This window comes from Marihabitans asiaticum, assembly GCF_007828725.1.
Classification (GTDB): Bacteria; Actinomycetota; Actinomycetes; order Actinomycetales; family Dermatophilaceae; genus Marihabitans; species Marihabitans asiaticum.
Genome location: NZ_VIUW01000005.1, coordinates 18,735 through 37,442, shown reverse-complemented (window position 1 = coordinate 37,442; position 18,708 = coordinate 18,735). Strand labels below are relative to the sequence as shown.

Annotated in this window: 15 protein-coding genes; 6 read left to right on the top strand and 9 right to left on the bottom strand. The window is 71.5% G+C overall.

Translation table 11 applies throughout. The features are described 5' to 3' along the window. The first annotated feature begins 29 nt into the window (after positions 1-29). Entirely contained in the window at positions 30-1,157 is a 1,128-nt protein-coding gene (locus FB557_RS12920) for a DUF3866 family protein (protein WP_144858046.1), read from the top strand. Here the strand turns inward: FB557_RS12920 and FB557_RS12915 are convergent. The 5 genes from FB557_RS12915 to dop form a co-directional block, all read right to left on the bottom strand. Continuing rightward, entirely contained in the window at positions 1,144-1,530 is a 387-nt protein-coding gene (locus FB557_RS12915; RefSeq protein ID WP_144858045.1) for an FKBP-type peptidyl-prolyl cis-trans isomerase, read from the bottom strand. The genes FB557_RS12920 and FB557_RS12915 overlap by 14 nt on opposite strands. 1 nt (position 1,531) lies before the next feature. Next, positions 1,532-2,494 (bottom strand): FKBP-type peptidyl-prolyl cis-trans isomerase, encoded by a 963-nt coding sequence (locus FB557_RS12910; protein WP_144858044.1) that lies wholly within the window; start codon positions 2,492-2,494, stop codon positions 1,532-1,534. Between the two features lie 100 nt (positions 2,495-2,594). Next, positions 2,595-3,962 carry a Pup--protein ligase gene (pafA, locus tag FB557_RS12905; protein WP_144858043.1) on the bottom strand — a complete coding sequence of 456 codons (1,368 nt, stop codon included), beginning with the start codon at positions 3,960-3,962 and terminating at the stop codon, positions 2,595-2,597. 5 nt (positions 3,963-3,967) lie between these two features. Further along, a complete protein-coding gene (locus tag FB557_RS12900) occupies positions 3,968-4,168 on the bottom strand; it encodes a ubiquitin-like protein Pup (protein ID WP_144858042.1) in 201 nt (66 codons plus the stop codon). A gap of 60 nt (positions 4,169-4,228) precedes the next feature. Continuing rightward, positions 4,229-5,722, bottom strand: coding sequence for a depupylase/deamidase Dop (dop, locus tag FB557_RS12895; RefSeq protein WP_211356581.1), 1,494 nt, complete (start codon positions 5,720-5,722; stop codon positions 4,229-4,231). 36 nt (positions 5,723-5,758) lie between these two features. Here dop and FB557_RS12890 point away from each other — a divergent pair, with 36 nt between their 5' ends. Genes FB557_RS12890 through FB557_RS12875 form a run of 4 tightly spaced genes read left to right on the top strand, consistent with a single transcriptional unit; the run spans position 5,759 to position 9,116 of the window. Continuing rightward, positions 5,759-6,748, top strand: coding sequence for an alpha/beta hydrolase (locus FB557_RS12890; protein ID WP_144858041.1), 990 nt, complete (start codon positions 5,759-5,761; stop codon positions 6,746-6,748). Beyond that, positions 6,745-7,758 carry an alpha/beta hydrolase gene (locus FB557_RS12885; protein WP_144858040.1) on the top strand — a complete coding sequence of 338 codons (1,014 nt, stop codon included), beginning with the start codon at positions 6,745-6,747 and terminating at the stop codon, positions 7,756-7,758. Before FB557_RS12890 ends, FB557_RS12885 begins: the two co-directional genes overlap by 4 nt. A gap of 13 nt (positions 7,759-7,771) precedes the next feature. Then, positions 7,772-8,755 (top strand): ribose-phosphate diphosphokinase, encoded by a 984-nt coding sequence (locus FB557_RS12880; protein WP_144858039.1) that lies wholly within the window; start codon positions 7,772-7,774, stop codon positions 8,753-8,755. Next, a complete protein-coding gene (locus FB557_RS12875; RefSeq protein WP_144858038.1) occupies positions 8,748-9,116 on the top strand; it encodes a DUF3054 domain-containing protein in 369 nt (122 codons plus the stop codon). The genes FB557_RS12880 and FB557_RS12875 overlap by 8 nt, the downstream gene beginning before the upstream one ends. A 1-nt stretch (position 9,117) precedes the next feature. On the opposite strand, the gene arc is transcribed toward FB557_RS12875, so the two are convergent. From arc to FB557_RS12860, 3 genes are read right to left on the bottom strand one after another with little or no spacing between them, the layout of a single operon-like run. Continuing rightward, the gene (arc, locus tag FB557_RS12870) at positions 9,118-10,767 is read right to left on the bottom strand and encodes a proteasome ATPase (RefSeq protein WP_144858037.1); all 1,650 of its coding nucleotides are present in this window, start codon (positions 10,765-10,767) and stop codon (positions 9,118-9,120) included. 47 nt (positions 10,768-10,814) lie between these two features. Further along, positions 10,815-11,843, bottom strand: a complete 1,029-nt coding sequence (locus FB557_RS12865) for a tRNA (adenine-N1)-methyltransferase (protein WP_144858036.1) — start codon at positions 11,841-11,843, stop codon at positions 10,815-10,817. Positions 11,844-11,854: 11 nt separating this feature from the next. Beyond that, positions 11,855-13,006 carry a site-2 protease family protein gene (locus FB557_RS12860; RefSeq protein ID WP_144858035.1) on the bottom strand — a complete coding sequence of 384 codons (1,152 nt, stop codon included), beginning with the start codon at positions 13,004-13,006 and terminating at the stop codon, positions 11,855-11,857. Positions 13,007-13,072: 66 nt separating this feature from the next. Here FB557_RS12860 and metH point away from each other — a divergent pair, with 66 nt between their 5' ends. Beyond that, complete coding sequence (gene metH / locus FB557_RS12855; RefSeq protein ID WP_425462989.1) at positions 13,073-16,792, top strand: methionine synthase; 3,720 nt, start codon at positions 13,073-13,075, stop codon at positions 16,790-16,792. Positions 16,793-16,819: 27 nt separating this feature from the next. Here metH and FB557_RS12850 read toward each other — a convergent pair whose 3' ends face one another. After that, positions 16,820-18,550, bottom strand: coding sequence for an HNH endonuclease signature motif containing protein (locus FB557_RS12850; protein WP_144858034.1), 1,731 nt, complete (start codon positions 18,548-18,550; stop codon positions 16,820-16,822). Positions 18,551-18,708 lie beyond the last annotated feature (158 nt).

The window sequence follows — 18,708 nt, the reverse complement described above, 5'->3', positions numbered from 1 at the left end:
CGTTGTCACCGGCGGCTAGCCTGGCGGCCATGATCCACTGGCGTCGCGGGCAGGTACGGGCCCGCACCGGCGGGTGGGGCGAGGCGAGCACCTGGGAGGTCGCCCTGGAGGACGGGGCGGTGCTCCCGGCGTTGGCCTACGACTCGCTCACGGGCGCTCCCCGCCCCGGCGACGCGGTGCTGCTGAACATCACCGCCCTGCGCAAGGGCCTCGGCACCGGCGGGCATGCCCTCGTCATCGCGCTACCTGACCGCCTGCCCGAGGATGCCGTCGGTCCCGGCGGTGCCGACCCCGCCGGGCACATCGTCAAGGCGCGCTACACCCCGCAGCAGACGATGGTGCTCGCCCTGGAGGAGCAGGAGTCGCCCTGGCACGAGGCGATGACCGAGGGAGCCGCCGCCGAGGGCGACCTGGGCGGGATGCCGGTCGTCGCCGCCGAGCTGCACTCGGCACTCCCCGCGATCCTCGCCGGGGTGCGCTCGCACCGGCCCGACGCCCGGGTCGTGTACGTCATGACCGACACCGGGGCGCTCCCGATGGCGTTGTCGCGCACCGTCGCCACCCTGCGCGAGGCCGGTGTGCTGCACGCGACGATCACCGCGGGCCAGGCCTTCGGCGGTGAGCACGAGGCGATCACCGTGCACTCGGCGCTGCTCGCCGCCCGGCACGTCCTCGGGGCCGACATCGCGGTCGTCGCCCAGGGTCCGGGCAACGCCGGCTCAGGCACCCCGTGGGGCTTCTCCGGCATCGGGCACGGCGAGGTGCTCAACGCCGCGCACACCCTGCGGGGGCGGGGCATCGCAGCCCTGCGGGTCTCCGGCGCCGACCCGCGGGGTCGGCACCGCGGGCTCTCCCACCACGCCTGGGCCGCGCTGGCCCGGGTGCTCCTCGGCGCTGCGGACCTCGCGATCCCCGACGACGAGACGGTCCTGCCCGGCCTGACCGAGCAGGTCGAGGCGCTCTGCGCGGACGCGGCCGGCGCGCCCCGCATGGTGCGGGTCCGGAGCGCCGGGCTGGATCAGGCCCTGGCCGAGCTGCCGGTCCCGATGACGACGATGGGGCGGGACCGCCTGCGCGATCCCGCCCCCTTCGTCGTGGCCGCCGCGGCCGGACGGCACGCGGCGGGGCTCCTGCCGAGCCCGCTCAGCCGACCTTGACGAGATCGACGACGAAGATCAGGGTCTCGCCGGGCTTGATGACGTTGCCCGCTCCGCGGTCGCCGTATCCGAGGTGCGGCGGGATGGTGATCTTGCGCCGGCCGCCCTCCTTCATCCCGAGCAGGCCCTGGTCCCAGCCCTGGATGACCTGGCCGGTGCCGACGGTGAAGGCCAGCGGCGCGCCGCGGTTCCACGAGGCGTCGAACTCCTCCCCCGTGCTGTGCGCGACGCCGACGTAGTGCGCCTGGATCGGGTCGCCGGCGCTCGCCTCGGCGCCGTCGCCGACGGTGATGTCCTCGACGACGAGCTCTGTGGGAGGGGTGTCACCGGGGAAGTCGATCTCCGGCTTGGTGGTGCTGGGGTCGAAGGGCATGTCAGACCTTTCCGAGGATGTCGACGACGAAGACGATGGTGTCGTTCTTCTTGATGGTCCCGTCCGGGCTGCCCTGGTCACCGTAGCCGTCCTTCGGGGGCACGACGAGCAGCAGTCGGTCGCCGACCGAGCTCCCCTCGACGGCCTTGTCCCAGGCCGTGATGACCTGTCCGGACCCGACCGGGAAGGCGAAGGGGCGGCGGCCGTCGTTCTTGCTCGAGTCGAAGACCTTGCCGTCCTTCCAGAGCGCGCCGGTGTACGTGACGTAGGCGGTGTCGCCCTTCGCGATCTTCTCGCCCTCACCCTCGATAAGCGGCTCGACGACGGTGTCCTTGGGCGCCTTGCCCTTGGGCATGGTGATTTTCGCGGGCTGGTCGCTGCGGTACTCGACCGTGGGCAGGTCGCCCTTCGGCTTGACCTCCTTGCCCTTGGCCTCCTTGAGCATCACCGACTTCAGGTCGTAGACCATGACGATCGAGTCGGTGGCGCCGACCCCGAACTGCTCGTTGCCGGACTCGCCGAACATCTCCTTCGGCGGCAGCACGGCGACGGCGGAGCTGCCCACCTTCTGGCCGAGGACGCCGTTGCGCAGGCCGGCGAAGAGCTCTTCGTTGCCCATGTCCAGCGCCAGCGGCTTGGCGGTGTAGGTCTCGGTTCCCTCGATCGGCTTGCCGTCCTTACCGTTGAAGAGCGCGACGTCCATCGTGACGATGTCGTCCTTGGCGACCGGGGCCCCCTTGCCCTCCTCGAGGGTCTTGACCTCGGTCTCCTCGACGCTGACCGACTGCTCCTCGAGCGAGATGGTCGGCGCCTTGTCGTCGGTGCCGGCCTCGACCTCGACCTGCTCGACTGCGCCGGTCGAGGTGGTCTCCTCGGCCGGGGCCTCGTCGTCACCGCAGGCGGTCAGGGTCAGGGCCGCGGCGGCGGCCAGGGCGGCGGCGGCTCGGGCACGAGAGTTGAGCACGGGGTTACCTCGTGGGGTCGTCGGGTCGCGAAGTGCGAAGGGCGATGATCGGCGTCCACCCTAACCAGGGCCGGCTGGGAGCGTCCTGATCGCCGGCTGGTCAGGCGCGGACAGCATCCATGAGCGCGTCCACCCGGGAGTCCACGGCGGCGAAGGGGTCCTTGCACAGCACCGTGCGCTGGTTGCCGTCGTTGAGCTTGAGGTGCACCCAGTCGACGGTGAAGTCGCGGCCGGCCTCCCGGGCGGCGCGGACGAAGTCGCCGCGCAGCTTCGCCCGAGTGCTCTGCGGTGGGGTCTGCACGGCCGCGGCGACCCGCTCGTCGTCGACGACCCGGGCGACCTTGCCCGCCCGCTGGAGCAGCCGGTGCACGCCCCGCTGCGGGTCGATGTCGTGATAGGCGAGGTCGAGCTGGGCCAGTCGTGGGTGGTCGAGCCCGAGCCCGCCGCGCTGGGCGTAGGCGTCCAGGAGCCGGTACTTGACCACCCAGTCGATCTCGGTCGCCACGAGGTCGAGGCGCCCGGTCTCGATGGCCTGCAGGGTCCGCGACCACAGGTCGAGGATCCGCGCGGTGACGGGGTCGTCGATCCCCTCGGCGGCGACGAAGTCGGACACCTGCTCGAGGTAGAGCTGCTGGATCGCCAGGCCGGTCGTCGTGCTCCCGTCCCGGAGTCGGACCGGAGCCCGTCCCGTGATGTCCAGGCTGATGTCGCGGATCGAGCGGATGGGGTTCTCCAGACCCAGGTCGGGCAGCTGCACCCCCGCCTCGAGCATCCGCAGCACGAGCGAGGCCGAGCCGACCTTGAGCAGGGTCGTCGTCTCGGTCATCGTCGAGTCCCCGACGATGACGTGCATCCGCCGGTAGCGCTCGGCGTCGGCATGCGGCTCGTCTCGGGTGTTGATGATCGGGCGGGAGCGGGTGGTGGCCGAGGACACGCCCTCCCACATGTGGTCGGCGCGCTGGCTGACCGAGAAGACCGGCCCGGTGCTCGGACGCATGATCTTGCCGGTGCCGGCGATGAGCTGGCGGGTGATGAGGAAGGGCAGCAGCTGCTCGGTCACCCGGGCGAAGTCGTCGCTGCGGGCGACGAGGAAGTTCTCGTGGCAGCCGTAGGAGTTGCCCGCGGAGTCCACGTTGTTCTTGAAGACGAAGATCTCGCCGGCGATCTCGTCCTCGGCCAGGCGCTCCTGGGCGTCGTCGACGAGGTCCTGGACGATCTGCTCCCCCGCGCAGTCGTGGGCGACGAGGTCGAGGAGGTCGTCGCACTCCGCGGTGGCGTACTCGGGGTGGCTGCCGACATCGAGGTAGAGGCGTGAGCCGTTGCCGAGGAAGACGTTGCTCGAGCGGCCCCACCGCACGACGGAGCGGAAGAGGTAGCGCGCGACCTCGTCGGGCGTGAGCCGCCGCTTGCCGTCGGTGGCGCAGGTGAGCCCGAACTCGGTCTCGATGCCGTAGATGCGCCGCTCCACCGCGGTTACTGGCCGCCCTTCTGGACGAACCCGCGGACGAACTCCTCGGCGTTGGACTCCAGCACCCCGTCGATGTCGGCGAGCACGTCGTCGAGCGACTCGTCACGCGCGGCGTTGGTCGCGCCGACCTGCCCGAAGCCGGCCTCCCCGCCGGGCTCGTCCTCGCCGCCACCGCCGCTGCGTCGCACCTGCTCCCGGCCCGCCATCACGCCACCTTCTTCGTCTCGTCGCGCGCCCGGGAGAGCCGGGCGCTCCTGCTGCAGACCCTAGTCCGCGGCGAGCGCCGCGACGATCTCGGCCAGGTCGTCGTGCTCGAGGGCCGCGGCCGTCTCGGCGCGGCCCAGGGCGGTCGGCTCGGGCATCCCGATCCGGGCGGCGCCCCCGACGCCGCGCAGCACGACGCTGTCCCAGGAGGCGGCGACCACCGAGTCCGGGTGCCGGGCGACGAGCTGGCCCCGCAACCAGGCGCGGGTGTCCACCGGCGGCTCCTGCACCGCTCGGCGCACCTCGTCCTCGGTGGTCAGCCGGCGGACCCTGCCGGCCCGCTCGAGGCGGGCGAACACCCCCTTCGCCTCCCGCACGTCGGAGTACTGGATGTCGATCGCCCGCAGCCGCGGGTCCTCCCACCCCATGCCGTCGCGCGAGCGGTAGCCCTGCAGCAGCGCCAGCTTGGCCACCCAGTCCAGGTCCTCCCGGGCCGACATCGGGTCGTCCTCGAGCAGGGCGAGCACCCGGTCGAGGTGGCCGAGCACCTCGTCGGTGTCGGGGTCGCTGCCCTCCCGGTCGAGGTGGCGGGCGGCGAGCTCTCGGTACTCCCAGAGCAGCTGGACCGCGGAGAGCCGTCGCCCGTCGGTCAGCTCGACGGTCGCGGTGCAGCTCGGGTCGTGGCTGACCTGCCGCAGCGCGAGCAGGGGGTCGCGCAGGGTGAGGGCGCCGCGGACCTCGTCGGCCTCGATGAGGGTGAGGGCGAGGGAGGTCAGGCCGAGCTTGAGCAGGTTGGCGACGTCGGCGAGGTTGGCGTCGCCGATGATCACGTGCAGTCGGCGGTAGCGGTCGGGGTCGGCGTGCGGCTCGTCTCGGGTGTTGATGATCGGGCGCTTGAAGGTCGTCTCCAGGCCGACCTCGGCCTCGAAGAAGTCGGCGCGGGAGGTGATCTGGTACCCGGGGCGCTCGGAGTCGCGACCCAGGCCCACCCGTCCGGCGCCGGTGATCACCTGGCGGGCGACGAAGAGCGGGGTGAGGTCGCGCACGACCCGGGCGAAGGGGGTGTCCCGGGCGAGGAGGTAGTTCTCGTGGGTGCCGTAGCTCGAGCCCTTGCCGTCGGTGTTGTTCTTGTAGAGGTTGATGCCTGGCGGCTGGTCGGCGAGCAGCTGGACCGCCTCGCGCATCACCAGCTCACCGGCCCGGTCGTAGACCACCGCGTCGCGCGGCGAGCGCACCTCGGGGCTGGAGTACTCGGGGTGGGCGTGGTCGACGTAGAGGCGGGCGCCGTTGGTGAGGACGACGTTGGCCAGCGCCGGGTCCTCGGCATCGGTGAGCTGGGAGACGTCGGCCTGGCCCCGGGGCATCTCGAAGCCGCGGGCGTCGACGAGGGGCTGCTCGTCGGAGTAGTCCCACGCGCCGTGGGTCGCGCGCAGGCCGTGCTCGCGGGCGTAGCGGGAGACGACCATCCCGGAGGTAAGGACGGGGTCGGCCCACGGCTGCCCCGGCACCGAGATGCCGTACTCGGTCTCGATCCCCATGACGCGGCGCACAGTCATGGCCTCACCCTATGAGTGAGGTGATTCGATGAGGTCATGACCTCGATGCCGCTGCGAACCCGTGCCCTCGCGGCCTTCCTCCGGGCCGTGAGCGGCCCGGCCGACCAGCTCACCCCGGCCCAGCTGGCCCGGACCCGCCGACACGTGCCGGTCCACCGTCCGGTGACCTGGGTCATCGGAGCACCGGCGAAGGGGGTGAGCACCTCGGTCCGCAAGGTCACGATGCGCGACGGAGAGCAGATCTCGGTGCGGGTGCACCGCCCCGAGGGAGCCGTCGGCCCGCTGCCGCTCGTGGTGCACCTGCACGGCGGCGGCTTCGTCATGGGGCACCCGAGCATCTTCGACCCGGTCTGCACCGTCATCGCCCGGCGGGCCCAGGCCGTCGTGGTCTCCGTCGGCTACCGGATGGCCCCGGAGCACCTCGCCCCGACCGCGGCCCACGACAGCATCGACGCGACCCGGTGGGCCATCTCCGCCGAGGCCGAGCTGGGCATCGACCCAACCCGCGTGGCGCTCACCGGGGACAGCGCCGGCGGCAACCTCGCCGCCGTCGTCGCCGAGGTGCTCGTGGCCGACGGCTTCACCGGGCTGCGCCACCTCGCGCTGGTCTACCCCGCCCCGGACCTCACCGACCGGGAGGTCGAGGCGGTCCTCGCCGACGAGGCGGACCCGCCCCGACGGGGATTCCCGGTGATCACCCCCGACATGCTCAAGGCCTTCCGCAGCCTCTACCTCGGGCCCGACCGCGACGGCTCGGACCCGATCATCTCCCCCGCGCTCGGCGAGCTCGCCGGGCTCCCGCCGACCCTCGTCCAGACCGCCGAGCTCGACCCCCTTCGCCTGGACGGTCTGCACTTCGTCGAGGCGCTGCGTCGCGCCGGTGTCGAGGTGCGGCACACCACGTACAAGGGCTCACCGCACGGCTTCCTCAACCTCCCGGGCCTCACCGCTGCGGGATACCCTGCGCTCGAGGAGCTGAGCGCGGAGATAGCCCACCACCTGCACGTCGAGAACGAGGACGCATGAGAGATCGAGCCGGCAGCATGGCCCTGCGGACCGCGGTGCTGACCCGCCTCGTCGACCGGGTCCGCGGCTCGATCGAAACCTCGACGATGGAGGACCTGCAGCGGCGCAGGGCCACCGTCTACCCCGGGGTGGCGCCCTTCACCTGGCTCACCGGTGCGATCGACCCGACCGTGCGGCGCACCGAGATCACGGTGAGCGCGCGGGACGGCGCCGCGATCCCCCTTCGGTGCTACCAGCCGCGGAGCACGGGAGCGATGCCCCTCATCGTCTTCATCCACGGCGGCGGCTGGGTCCAGGGGTCGACCCGGATGTACGACCCGATCTGCACCCGCCTGGCGCGCGAGGTCGAGGCGGTCGTCGTGAGCATCGACTACCGGATGGCGCCCGAGCACCTCGCCCCCACCGCGGCCGAGGACTGCATCGACGTCGTCTCGGCCCTTCTCGACGGCCCGCAGGCGCCGGCGCTGGAGAGCGTGGACGTGTCCCGGGTGGCCCTCGCCGGGGACAGCGCGGGTGGCAACCTCGCCGCGGTCGTCGCCCAGCAGCTGCGCCACCGCCGCGGCCCGGACGACCGGCCCTCGATCCGCGGCCAGGTCCTCGTCTACCCCGCGGTCGACCTCACGATGGCCTCCCCGTCGATCGAGGAGTTCCCGGACGCTCCCATCCTCACCCGTGACGGGATCTACACCTTCCGCAACCTCTATCTCGACGGGAGATTTAGCACCGACGGTGCCCCCCTCGACGACCCACGCGGCACCGACCCGCTGCTCTCACCGATCCACTGCGACGCCACCGAGGTCGCGCCCGCCCTCGTCCAGGTGGCCGAGCTCGACCCGCTGCGCGACGACGGGCTGCGCTACGCCGAGCACCTCCGCGCCAGCGGCGTCAACGCGAGGATCACCCAGTACCGGCGCCTCCCGCACGGCTACCTCTCGATGCCCGGCGCCTGCCCCGGCGCAGACTCAGCCATCGAGGAGATCGTGGCCTTCCTGCGCCAGGTGCTCGGGTGAGAGGCTGAGCATCATGCGCGAGATCGTCGTCTTCTCCGGCAGCGCCCACCCCTCGCTGGCGGAGAGCATCTGCGGCGAGCTGGGGGTCCCGCTCTCGCGGAGCACGACGAGCCGCTTCAGCAACGACTGCCTGCAGAGTCAGCTGCTGGCCAACTGCCGCCAGCGCGACGTCTACATCGTCCAGCCACTCGTGCCGCCCACCCAGGACCACCTCATGGAGCTCCTGCTGATGATCGACGCCGCCCGCGGCGCCTCGGCGGCCCAGATCACCGCGGTCATCCCCCACTTCGCCTACGCCCGCTCGGACAAGAAGGACGCCTCGCGGATCTCGCTCGGGGGCCGCCTCGTCGCCGACATGATCGCGGCCGCGGGTGCGGACCGGGTGCTGACGATGACCCTGCACGCGCCGCAGGTGCATGGTTTCTTCTCCGTGCCGGTCGACCACCTCACCGCCCTCGGCGTGCTCGCCGAGCACTTCCGCGGCACCGACCTGCAGAACTCCGTCGTCGTCTCCCCCGACCTCGGCAACGCCAAGGAGGCCACGCAGTTCTCCCGCCTGCTCGGTCTGCCGGTCGCCGCGGGGAGCAAGCAGCGCAAGGCCGACGACCAGGTCGTCATCGACTCCATCGTCGGAGACGTCGCGGGCAAGCGGGCGATCGTCCTCGACGACGAGATCGCCACCGGGGGGTCGATCATCGAGCTGGCCACCAAGCTCGCGGAGACCGGGTGCCCCCGGGTGTCGGTCGCCTGCACCCACGGTCTCTTCGCCGGCAAGGCGGTGGCGCGCCTGCGCGAGCACCCGCTCATCGACCAGGTGGTGACGACCGACACGGTGCCCGCGCCCTCCGGCTGGCCCGACCTGCAGGTGCGCTCGGTCTCCCAGCTCTTCGCCCAGGCGATCTCGCGGATCCACGCCGGTGAGTCCGTGTCCAGTCTCTTCGACGGGGTCGACCCCACCTACGCCCCGCCGCAGCTGCCCCTCTTCGACCGTGCCTGAGCGCCGCGAGGTCGGCCCGGCGGCTGCCGCAGCCATCGATCTGGTCGTCGTGCTCGGCTTCGCCCTGGCCGGGCGGCGCAGCCACGACGAGGCGCTCGACCTGCGCGGTCTGGCGGACACGGCGTGGCCCTTCGTCGTCGGGCTGGGACTCGGCTGGATGCTCGTCCTCCTCGTGCTGCGCCGCTCCCCCGCCTCGTGGATCGCCGGCGTGCTGGTCTGGCTCGCCACGCTCGCCGGCGGGATGGCGCTGCGCGACATGAGCGGTCAGGGGACGGCGCTGCCCTTCGTCCTCGTCGCGACCGGCGTCCTCGCGGCCGGTTTGATCGGGTGGCGGGTCGTGGTGGCGGCGGCGACTCGGTAGGTCAGTCGGTCGGGAGGGTCTTGCCGGGGCGGGTGCCGGTGGCGTCGCCGAGCAGGGTGCGCAGGTAGACGATCTTCTCGCCCTTGCGGCCGCTGACCCGGGCCCAGTCGTCCGGGTTGGTCGTGTTCGGCAGGTCCTCGTTCTCGCGCAGCTCGGCGACGACGCTGTGCAGCAGATGCTCGCGGCGCAGTCCCTCGCTGCCGTCGGTGAGGTAGTCCTTGATCGCGAGCTTCTTGGCCCGGTCCACGACGTTCTGGATCATCGCCCCCGAGGTGAAGTCGGCCAGGTACAGCGTCTCGCGGTCGCCCCCGGCGTAAGTCACCTCGATGAACTGGTTCTCCCGCGAGTGCGCGTACATCCGCTCGACGACGCTGTCGATGAGGTCCTGCACGGCCGCCTCGCGTGACCCGCCGCCTCGAGCGAGGTCGTCCTCGTGCAGCGGCAGATCGGTCGTGAGGTACTTGCCGAAGATGTCTCGCGCGGCGTCCTCGTCGGGGCGCTCGATCTTGATCTTCACGTCGAGCCGGCCCGGGCGCAGGATCGCCGGGTCGATCATGTCCTCACGGTTCGTCGCGCCGATGACGATGACGTTCTCCAGCCCCTCGACCCCGTCGATCTCGGCGAGCAGCTGCGGGACGATCGTCGTCTCGACGTCGGAGGAGACCCCAGACCCGCGGGTGCGGAAGAGGCTGTCCATCTCGTCGAAGAAGACGACCACCGGGGTGCCCTCGCTGCTCTTCTCCCGCGCCCGGTGGAAGATCAGCCGGATGTGCCGCTCGGTCTCCCCGACGTACTTGTTCAGCAGCTCGGGGCCCTTGATGTTGAGGAAGTAGGCGTTCTTGCCCGACCCGGCCGGCACCCCTTCGCGCTCGGCCACCTTGCGGGCGAGCGAGGCGGCGACCGCCTTGGCGATCATCGTCTTCCCGCAGCCCGGCGGTCCGTAGAGCAGCACGCCCTTGGGCGGACGCAGGTGGTGGCGCTCGTAGAGGTCGGGGTGCAGGTAGGGCAGCTCGACCGAGTCCCGGATCGCCTCGATCTGCCCGGAGAGCCCGCCGATGTCCTCGTAGGCCAGGTCGGGCACCTCCTCGAGGACGAGGTCGGCGACCTCGGCCCGCGGGATGACCTCGACCGCGACGTTGCTGCGGGTGTCGTAGAGCACCGCGTCCCCGACGCGCACCGCGCCGGCGAGCGGCGAGGACGGGCGTACCACCCGCTCCTCGTCCTGGCCGGCGAGGACGACGAGCCGGCCGTCGTCGAGCACCTCCTTGACGACCACCACGTCACCGGCGTCGTCGAAGGGCATGACCGCGACGACGTTCATCGCCTCGTTGAGCAGCACCTGGCGGCCGACCTCGAGCTCGTCGGCCTCGACCGTCGGAGAGACCGCGACCTGCATCTTGCGCCCGTTGGTCAGCACGTCGACCGAGCCGTCCGGGCGTGCGGCGACGAGCACCGCATAGGCCGAAGGGGGTTGGGCCAGGCGATCGATCTCGCCGCGCAGCTGGACGATCTGCTCGCGCGCCTCCTTCAGGGTGCGCATCAGCCGGTCGTTCTGGGAGCCGGCCGTGCGCAGCTGGGCACTCTTGTCGCTGAGCTGCTGTCGCACGCGGCGCAGCTCGGCGTCGTCGCGCTCCTGCGGTGACTCGCTCATCCTCGCCTCCTCACGTGCTCGGTCCCTGCCATCCTCGCCCACGAGGCTCAGCGCTCCTGCGGGGGCACCACGCCTCGGACGAGCTTGCGGATCTTCTTCGGCGAGGCCTGGCGCTCACCGAGCGCCTCCTGGCTCCACTCCTGGTGCTCCGGGCGCAGGACGCTGGCGGCGTCCTGGACGCCGCCGGCAGCTCCCCCTTCGCCGTCCTGCTCGGCGTACCCGCGGCCCGGGCGACGCTTGCGAAGGGGGGGTGTCGTGCCCGGCGCGAGCCGGCGGGTCGAGATGAGGAAGCCGGTGTGACCGTGCATCCGGTGCTGCGGGCGGACCGCGAGCCCCTCGAGGTGCCAGCCGCGCACGATGGCCTCCCAGGCCTCGGGCTCGGTGAACTGCTCGCTCACGCGCAGCTCCTCGGCGACCTTGCTCAGCTGCGTCGCGGTGGCGACGTAGCAGATGAGCACCCCGCCGGGCGCGAGCGCGTCGGCGACGACCTCGAGGCACTCCCAGGGCGCGAGCATGTCGAGGACGACCCGGTCGACGGTGCCCGCCTCGACCTCCTGCGGCAGAGCCTCGACGAGGTCTCCCACGGCCACGGTCCAGGCGGGGTGGTCCTCGCCGAAGAAGGCGCGCGCGTTGGCGACGGCGATCTCGGCGAAGTCGGCGCGCCGCTCGAAGGAGATGACCCGCCCGCTCTCCCCGACCGCGCGGAGCAGCGACATCGACAGCGCCCCCGACCCGACGCCGGCCTCGACGACTGTGGCGCCGGGGAAGATGTCGGCCATCGCGACGATCTGACCGGCGTCCTTGGGGTAGACGACGGCGGCGCCGCGCGGCATCGACATGACGTAGTCGGAGAGGAGCGGACGCAGGGCGAGGTACTCCACCCCGGCGGTGTTGGTGAAGGTCGAGCCATCGGGCGAGCCGAGGATCTCGTCGTGGGTGATGTGCCCGCGGTGGGTGTGGAACTGCTTGCCCGGGGTGAGGGTGATCGTGTGCATCCGACCCTTGGGGTCGGTCAGCTGCACGCGGTCACCCTCACGGAACGGGCCACGGCGGTAGGCAGATCCGGTCGCAGTCATGGGGCAGGAGTCTACGGTCGGGCGCGGCCGGGCTGACCCTGCGCCCGGCGCAGGGCGTCGCCGAGCTCGTGCACCGAGACCACCCCGACCATCCGGCCACCCCGGGTCACGGCGAGCACCGCCAGGTCGTGCTCCTGGAAGGCCTGGACGAGAGCGCGCACCTGGTCCGAGCGCTCCCCGTCGAGGGCCACGACCCACTCGGGCGGCTGGGGCGCCATGACCGCTGCCACCGGCGTGCGCGCCCGCTCGGCGGCGGGGACGGAGTCCAGGGCGGCGCCGCTGATCATCGCCGTCGGTCGACCGCCGTTGTCGATCACCACCGGCACCCAGGCGTGCTCGTCGTGGCGTGAGACGTCGGCCACGACCGAGCGCTCGTGGACCGCCACGGCGGGGCGGATGACGCTGTCCGGGTCGATCCGTGCCAGCACGCCCAGCGACTCTCCCGCCTGCACCGCCGCGGAGGCGCCGCGCCAGAGGAAGGCGGCGATGAGGAGCACCCAGATGACCCGGAACGGGTCCAGGCCCTCCCCCGACAGCAGCGGCAGCACGGCCCAGAGCACGACGAGCCCGGCGACGACGCGGCCGCACCACCCGGCGACCACCCGGCCGGTGTGGCGGGTGCCGGTGATCTTCCACACCAGCGCCTCGACGAGCTGACCGCCGTCGAGGGGTAGACCGGGCAGGAGGTTGAAGAGCGCGAGCAGGCCGTTGACCAGCGCGAAGGCGCCGACGAGGCTTGAGGGGATACCCGCGGGGACCACGGGCAGCAGGAGGAAGGCGACGAACCCGAGGATCCCGTTGCTCAGCGGCCCGACGCCAGCGATCGCGGCGGCGCTGCCCGGCCTGCCCTTCGTCGGGTCGTAGGTGGTGTGCCCGCCCCAGAGGTCCGCGACGACGGCGTGCACGGTGTGCCCGAAGAGGCGGGCCACCCCGGCGTGCGACGCCTCGTGCACGAGCACCGCGACGAGCAACCCGAGGGCGTGGGCGAGCGCCACCGCGTAGGCCGCGGCCCCGAGGTCGGGGTTGCTCGCGGCGATCTGGGGGCCGATGAGCGCGACGATGATCGCCGCGAGGAGGAACCACGAGGACCCGATGTAGATCGGGATGCTGCCGATCGTGGCCAGGCGCAGCCCCGACGGGGTGTGCTCGGGGGGTGCGGGCATGCGTGGAACCCTAGGCGATAATGGCGCGGTCCCTACCCCCCTCGATCTGCAAGGACAACCGCCGACGTGCCCTCGCCCGCTCACCGGCCCGACGCCACCGACGAGCTCACCGCGCTGCTCCGGGAGCGCGTGGTCATGCTGGACGGGTCGATGGGGGTGTTCATCCAGAACCGCGGCCTCTCCGAGGCCGACTTCCGGGGGGAGCGCTTCGCCGACTGGCCGAGCGACCTCATGGGCAACAACGACCTGCTGTGCCTCACCGCCCCCGAGGTGATCCGGGAGATCCACGAGGCCTACCTGGAGGCCGGCGCCGACATCGTCGAGACCAACACCTTCAGCGCCCAGCGCATCTCGATGGCCGACTACGACCTTGAGGACGTCGCGTACGAGATCAACCTCGCCGGGGCGCGTGTCGCACGGCAGGCGTGCGATGCCTGGTCGACCCCCGACCGGCCCCGCTACGTCGCCGGTGCCCTCGGCCCGACGAACCGGACGGCGTCGATCAGCCCCGACGTCAACGACCCCGGCGCGCGCAACATCACCTTCACCGAGCTTGCCGAGGCGTACCTCGAGCAGGCGCGAGGGCTCGTCGACGGCGGCAGCGACCTCCTCCTCGTCGAGACGATCTTCGACACCCTGAACGCCAAGGCGTGCATCTTCGCCCTGGAGACCCTCTTCGAGGAGCACGGGCGGCGCTGGCCGGTCATCATCTCCGGCACGATCACCGACGCGTCGGGCAGGACCCTGACCGGGCAGACCACCGAGGCGTTCTGGAACTCGGTGCGCCACACCCGCCCCTTGGCGGTCGGGCTGAACTGCGCGCTCGGCGCCGAGGACATGCGCCCCTACGTCGCCGAGCTGTCGCGGGTGGCCGACACCTTCGTCTCCGTCTACCCCAACGCCGGCCTGCCGAACGCCTTCGGGGAGTACGACGAGACAGCCGAGCACATGTCGGGGGTGGTCACCGAGTTCGCCTCCTCGGGGCTGGTCAACATCCTCGGCGGCTGCTGCGGGACCACTCCCGAGCACATCCGGGCGATCGCCGAGGCGGTCGAGGGTCTCCCGCCGCGGGTCCCCCCGACCGTGGAGCCGGCGCTGCGCCTCTCCGGTCTCGAGCCCTTCAACATCACCGACTTCTCGCTCTTCGTCAACGTCGGTGAGCGCACCAACGTCACCGGCTCCGCGCGGTTCCGCAAGCTCATCGAGGCCGACGACTACCCCGCCGCCCTGTCCGTCGCTCGACAGCAGGTCGAGAGCGGCGCCCAGGTCATCGACATCAACATGGACGAAGGGATGCTCGACGGCCTCGAGGCGATGAGCCGCTTCGTCAACCTCGTCTCCTCCGAGCCCGACATCTGCCGCGTGCCGTTGATGATCGACTCGAGCAAGTGGGAGGTCATCGAGGCCGGGCTGCAGCGCGCGCAGGGCAAGTGCATCGTCAACTCGATCTCGATGAAGGAGGGGGTCACCCCCTTCGTCGAGCAGGCTCGCCTGTGCCGCAAGTACGGCGCTGCCGTGGTGATCATGGGGTTCGACGAGCAGGGGCAGGCCGACGACTTCGCACGCCGGGTCGAGATCGCCGAGCGCGCCTACCGGATCCTGCGCGAGGAGGTCGGCTTCCCCGCCGAGGACATCATCTTCGACCCCAACATCTTCGCCGTCGCGACCGGGATCGAGGAGCACGCCGCCTACGGCACCGACTTCATCGAGGCGACCCGGTGGATCAAGGACAACCTTGAGCACGTCCTGGTGTCCGGCGGCGTCTCCAACGTCTCGTTCTCCTTCCGCGGCAACAACGCCGTCCGGGAGGCGATCCACGCGGTCTTTCTCTTCCACGCCGCCCAGGCGGGCATGGACATGGGAATCGTCAACGCCGGAGCGCTCGTGCCCTACGACTCGATCGACCCAGAGCTGCGGGAGCGGATCGAGGACGTCGTGCTCAACCGCCGCGCCGACGCCACCGAGCGGCTGCTCGAGATCGCCGAGGAGTACCGCGCCGACGGTCAGAAGGCCGAGGCAGCCTCGGAGGAATGGCGCTCGCTCCCCCTTCGCGAGCGGATCACGCACGCCCTGGTCAAGGGCATCGACGACCACGTCGTCGAGGACACCGAGGCGCTGCGGCTCGAGCTCGAAGGGGAGGGACGTCGCCCGATCGAGGTGATCGAGGGACCTCTCATGGCGGGGATGGACGTCGTCGGCGACCTCTTCGGCTCGGGCAAGATGTTCCTCCCCCAGGTGGTGAAGTCCGCCCGGGTGATGAAGAAGGCCGTCGCCCACCTCATCCCCTTCATCGAGGCCGAGAAGAGCCCCGAGGAGGCGTCCCGGTCCAAGGGGCTGGTCGTCATGGCCACGGTCAAGGGCGACGTCCACGACATCGGCAAGAACATCGTCGGCGTGGTGCTGCAGTGCAACAACTACGAGGTGGTCGACCTCGGGGTGATGGTGCCGGCGCAGCAGATCCTCGACGAGGCACGCAGCAGGGGCGCCGACATCATCGGGCTCTCCGGCCTGATCACCCCGTCGCTGGACGAGATGGTCACCGTGGCCTCGGAGATGCAGCGTCAGGGCTTTGACCAGCCGCTGCTCCTCGGGGGTGCCACCACCTCCAAGGCGCACACCGCGGTGAAGGTCGACGGGCAGTACGACGGCCCGGTCATCTGGGTCAAGGATGCCTCACGCTCGGTGCCGGTCGTCTCCCAGCTGTTGTCCGACACCGCTCGGCCCGCGCTGCTGGAGCAGACGAGCAGCGACTACGAGGGGCTGCGCCGCCGTCACGCGGCCAAGTCCGGGGACCGGCCGCTCCTCACGCTGGAGGACGCGCGGGCGGCCCGGACACCGATCGACTGGGACGAGCAGGCGGCTCTGGGTCACCTGGACGTCGCCCGCCCCCAGCGCATCGAGCTGCGCGAGTACGACCTGGCGACGCTGCGGGAGTACATCGACTGGCAGCCGTTCTTCAACGCCTGGGAGATGAAGGGCTCCTTCCCGGACATCCTGCACAGCCCGGCGACCGGCGGGGCAGCCCGCAGGCTCTACGAGGACGCGCAGGTGATGCTCGACCGGATCATCGACGAGCGGTGGATCACCGCGAACGGCGTCATCGGCCTCTTCCCGGCGAACGCGGTGGGCGACGACATCGAGATCTACACCGACGAGAGCCGTGCGTCGGTGCGGGAGACCTTGACGATGCTGCGCCAGCAGGGCCAGCACCGCCCAGGGGTACCCAACCGGTCGCTCGCGGACTATGTCGCACCGAAGGAGACCGGGCTGGCGGACTACGTCGGGGCCTTCGCGGTCACCGCCGGGCTCGGCGTCCAGGACCGGATCGACGCCTTCAAGCTCGAGCACGACGACTACAGCGCGATCCTGCTGGAGTCTCTCGCCGACCGCTTCGCCGAGGCCTTCGCCGAGCGGCTGCATGAGCTGGTGCGCACCGAGCTGTGGGGGTACGCCCCTGAGGAGTCGATGGCCAATGAGGATCTCATCGGCGAGCGGTACCAGGGCATCCGCCCCGCCCCGGGCTACCCCGCCTGCCCCGAGCACACCGAGAAGAGCAAGATCTGGGACCTGCTCGGGGTGGACGACCTGGGGATCAAGCTCACCGAGTCGATGGCGATGTGGCCCGGCGCGTCCGTGTCCGGGTGGTACTTCGCGCACCCGCAGAGCCAGTACTTCGTCGTCGGGCGGCTCGGCCGGGACCAGGTCGAGGACTATGCCCGGCGCAAGGGCTGGACGCTGGCAGAGGCCGAGCGGTGGCTTGCGCCCAACCTGGGCTACACCCCCTGATCATGTCGGCGGGCGGGCCTTGACGGGTCAGGTGGCGAGGTCATGCACCACTGCCGGGTGGGTGGTGTGCTGCCGCCCGGTAGGCGAGGTCCACGTGCACACGCCGTCTGGGGTCATCGTGAGGCGCCAGCCGGCGTGGTGCTTGAAGCCGTGATGGGCGGCGCACAGGCAGACCAGGTTGTGCTCGCTGGTGGCGCCACGGGGGTAGGGCTCGACATGGTCGAGCTGGGTGCGCGCGGCCGGTGCGCCGCAGCCCGGGAAACGGCACGTACCGTCGCGCCTGCGGACCCGTCTGGAGAGGGTCTTGCCCGGACGATAGGCGGCCGTCGCGTCGCCCACTGCTGCGCCGGTGGTGGGATGCGAGCCCAGGAGCCGGATGCGGGTATCGGGGTCGGCGAGCATGCGCGAGATGTCTGACGGGAGCAGCTCGCCGATCCGTCCGGCGTCGACGAGGCCCGGGACGAACCAGGGTGTGCTCTCGGGTGGGTCGCTGCCGGGCGACCCGGTCTCCACCGAGTCAGGTGGCGGCAGCGGGTCAGGTGGCGGCGCCGGCCGGAGGTGGGGGTTGCCGAGGACCTCGAGGTGTGCCCCGAGCTGAAGCGCGACCTCCGACTCGACCACCGAGGCTGCGTGCAGCTCTGTGCCGTCGACCCAGCTCAGGACGAGCGGGTCGGAGCACCCGTCCCGACGGAGGATCTCGGACGGCGCCAGTTGGTGGGCGGGCCGGAAGACTCCCGCAGCCGGCTCGCCCTGAGCTGTGGCGTGGGCGGGAGTGGCGCCGGCGCCGTCGCGATCTGTCCCCGCCGCGACGAGCGCGGCGAGCGGGACGACGAGGTCGAGCGTCGTGGTGATGTCGGCCCGGGCGAGGACGAGATCGGCGAGGGCGTCGGCACGCGCCTGGTCGAGGGTCACCGCGTCTCCCGCGTCTCGGCGAGCCGCGTGGTATTCCCGGGCGAGGTCGTCGACTGCTCGCCAGGCCCTCGCCGCGATGTCGGAGGGCATCCGGACCTGCCAGGTCGTCAGACCGGGCAGGTCACGGTCCGGGGCGCAGCTCACGCTCCGCCTCGCACGTGCTCGCTCGGCGACCTCCTCGATCCCTCGTGGATCGGTAACCGCCGCTGCTCGGCGCGCCCGCCGACCGATCTCGGAGCAGGACAGCTCGCGGACATCGACGGCCGTGACCCGCGCCTCGAACTCGGCGAGGTCCGCAACCTCGAGGAGCTCGCTGGCGCGGACGACCGCGTGGGCTCGCCAGGGCTCGAGGTCGCCCGCTCGCCCCAGCCGCCGGAAGGCGGGGAGGTGACTCACGAGGCGACGCGCGCGGGACAGCCGCGTGCTCATGGTGCGCGGCGAGACGTGCAGCAGCGGTGCCAGCTCGGCGGCGGCGAAGCTCTCGGCTCCAGGGATCGGGTGCCACCGCTCGCGGAAGCTGACCCCGCGTGCTGCGGCGGCGTCTCGTCTCTCCTCGAATTCGGCCCGGCGCTGCGCCTCGCGCTGCTCCATCCGGTGGTGGGTCTCGTCGGCGAAGGTCGTCAACGCCTCAGCCTGGATGACGCTCATCGCGTTCATCACCCGCTGCGTGGCGGCGACGACCACCTCGGCCCGCTCTCGCGTCATCGTCTGCAGCGTCTCGTCGCTCATGCTGTCCAGTGCCAGCGCGAGGTCGCCGATCGCCAGGTCACGCAAGGCATCCACATCGCCGGACTGCAGGTCGAGGAGCCCCTGCTGAACCGTCTCGATGGTGGACGTCGATGTCATGACAACAACGCTACGACCGACCACCGACACTGATGATGGAATCTGGGCCCGAGGGGTCGTGACTCGCCCACTGACTGGCTCCCTGCTGGGTTGCCTTCCAGTTGATCTGTCCGGCCCCTCGGGCTTGCCGCCGGCCGCGGCGGTCATGACCTGATAAG

What these genes read in the sequence shown, in the direction of transcription:
- arc (WP_144858037.1), bottom strand. Translation starts at nt 10,767, where the DNA reads ATGAGCGAGTCACCGCAGGAGCGCGACGACGCCGAGCTGCGCCGCGTG.
- FB557_RS12860 (WP_144858035.1), bottom strand. Translation starts at nt 13,006, where the DNA reads ATGCCCGCACCCCCCGAGCACACCCCGTCGGGGCTGCGCCTGGCCACG.
- FB557_RS12890 (WP_144858041.1), top strand. Translation starts at nt 5,759, where the DNA reads ATGACCTCGATGCCGCTGCGAACCCGTGCCCTCGCGGCCTTCCTCCGG.
- FB557_RS12880 (WP_144858039.1), top strand. Translation starts at nt 7,772, where the DNA reads ATGCGCGAGATCGTCGTCTTCTCCGGCAGCGCCCACCCCTCGCTGGCG.
- FB557_RS12920 (WP_144858046.1), top strand. Translation starts at nt 30, where the DNA reads ATGATCCACTGGCGTCGCGGGCAGGTACGGGCCCGCACCGGCGGGTGG.
- dop (WP_211356581.1), bottom strand. Translation starts at nt 5,722, where the DNA reads ATGACTGTGCGCCGCGTCATGGGGATCGAGACCGAGTACGGCATCTCG.
- FB557_RS12865 (WP_144858036.1), bottom strand. Translation starts at nt 11,843, where the DNA reads ATGACTGCGACCGGATCTGCCTACCGCCGTGGCCCGTTCCGTGAGGGT.
- FB557_RS12885 (WP_144858040.1), top strand. Translation starts at nt 6,745, where the DNA reads ATGAGAGATCGAGCCGGCAGCATGGCCCTGCGGACCGCGGTGCTGACC.
- FB557_RS12850 (WP_144858034.1), bottom strand. Translation starts at nt 18,550, where the DNA reads ATGACATCGACGTCCACCATCGAGACGGTTCAGCAGGGGCTCCTCGAC.
- FB557_RS12915 (WP_144858045.1), bottom strand. Translation starts at nt 1,530, where the DNA reads ATGCCCTTCGACCCCAGCACCACCAAGCCGGAGATCGACTTCCCCGGT.
- FB557_RS12900 (WP_144858042.1), bottom strand. Translation starts at nt 4,168, where the DNA reads ATGGCGGGCCGGGAGCAGGTGCGACGCAGCGGCGGTGGCGGCGAGGAC.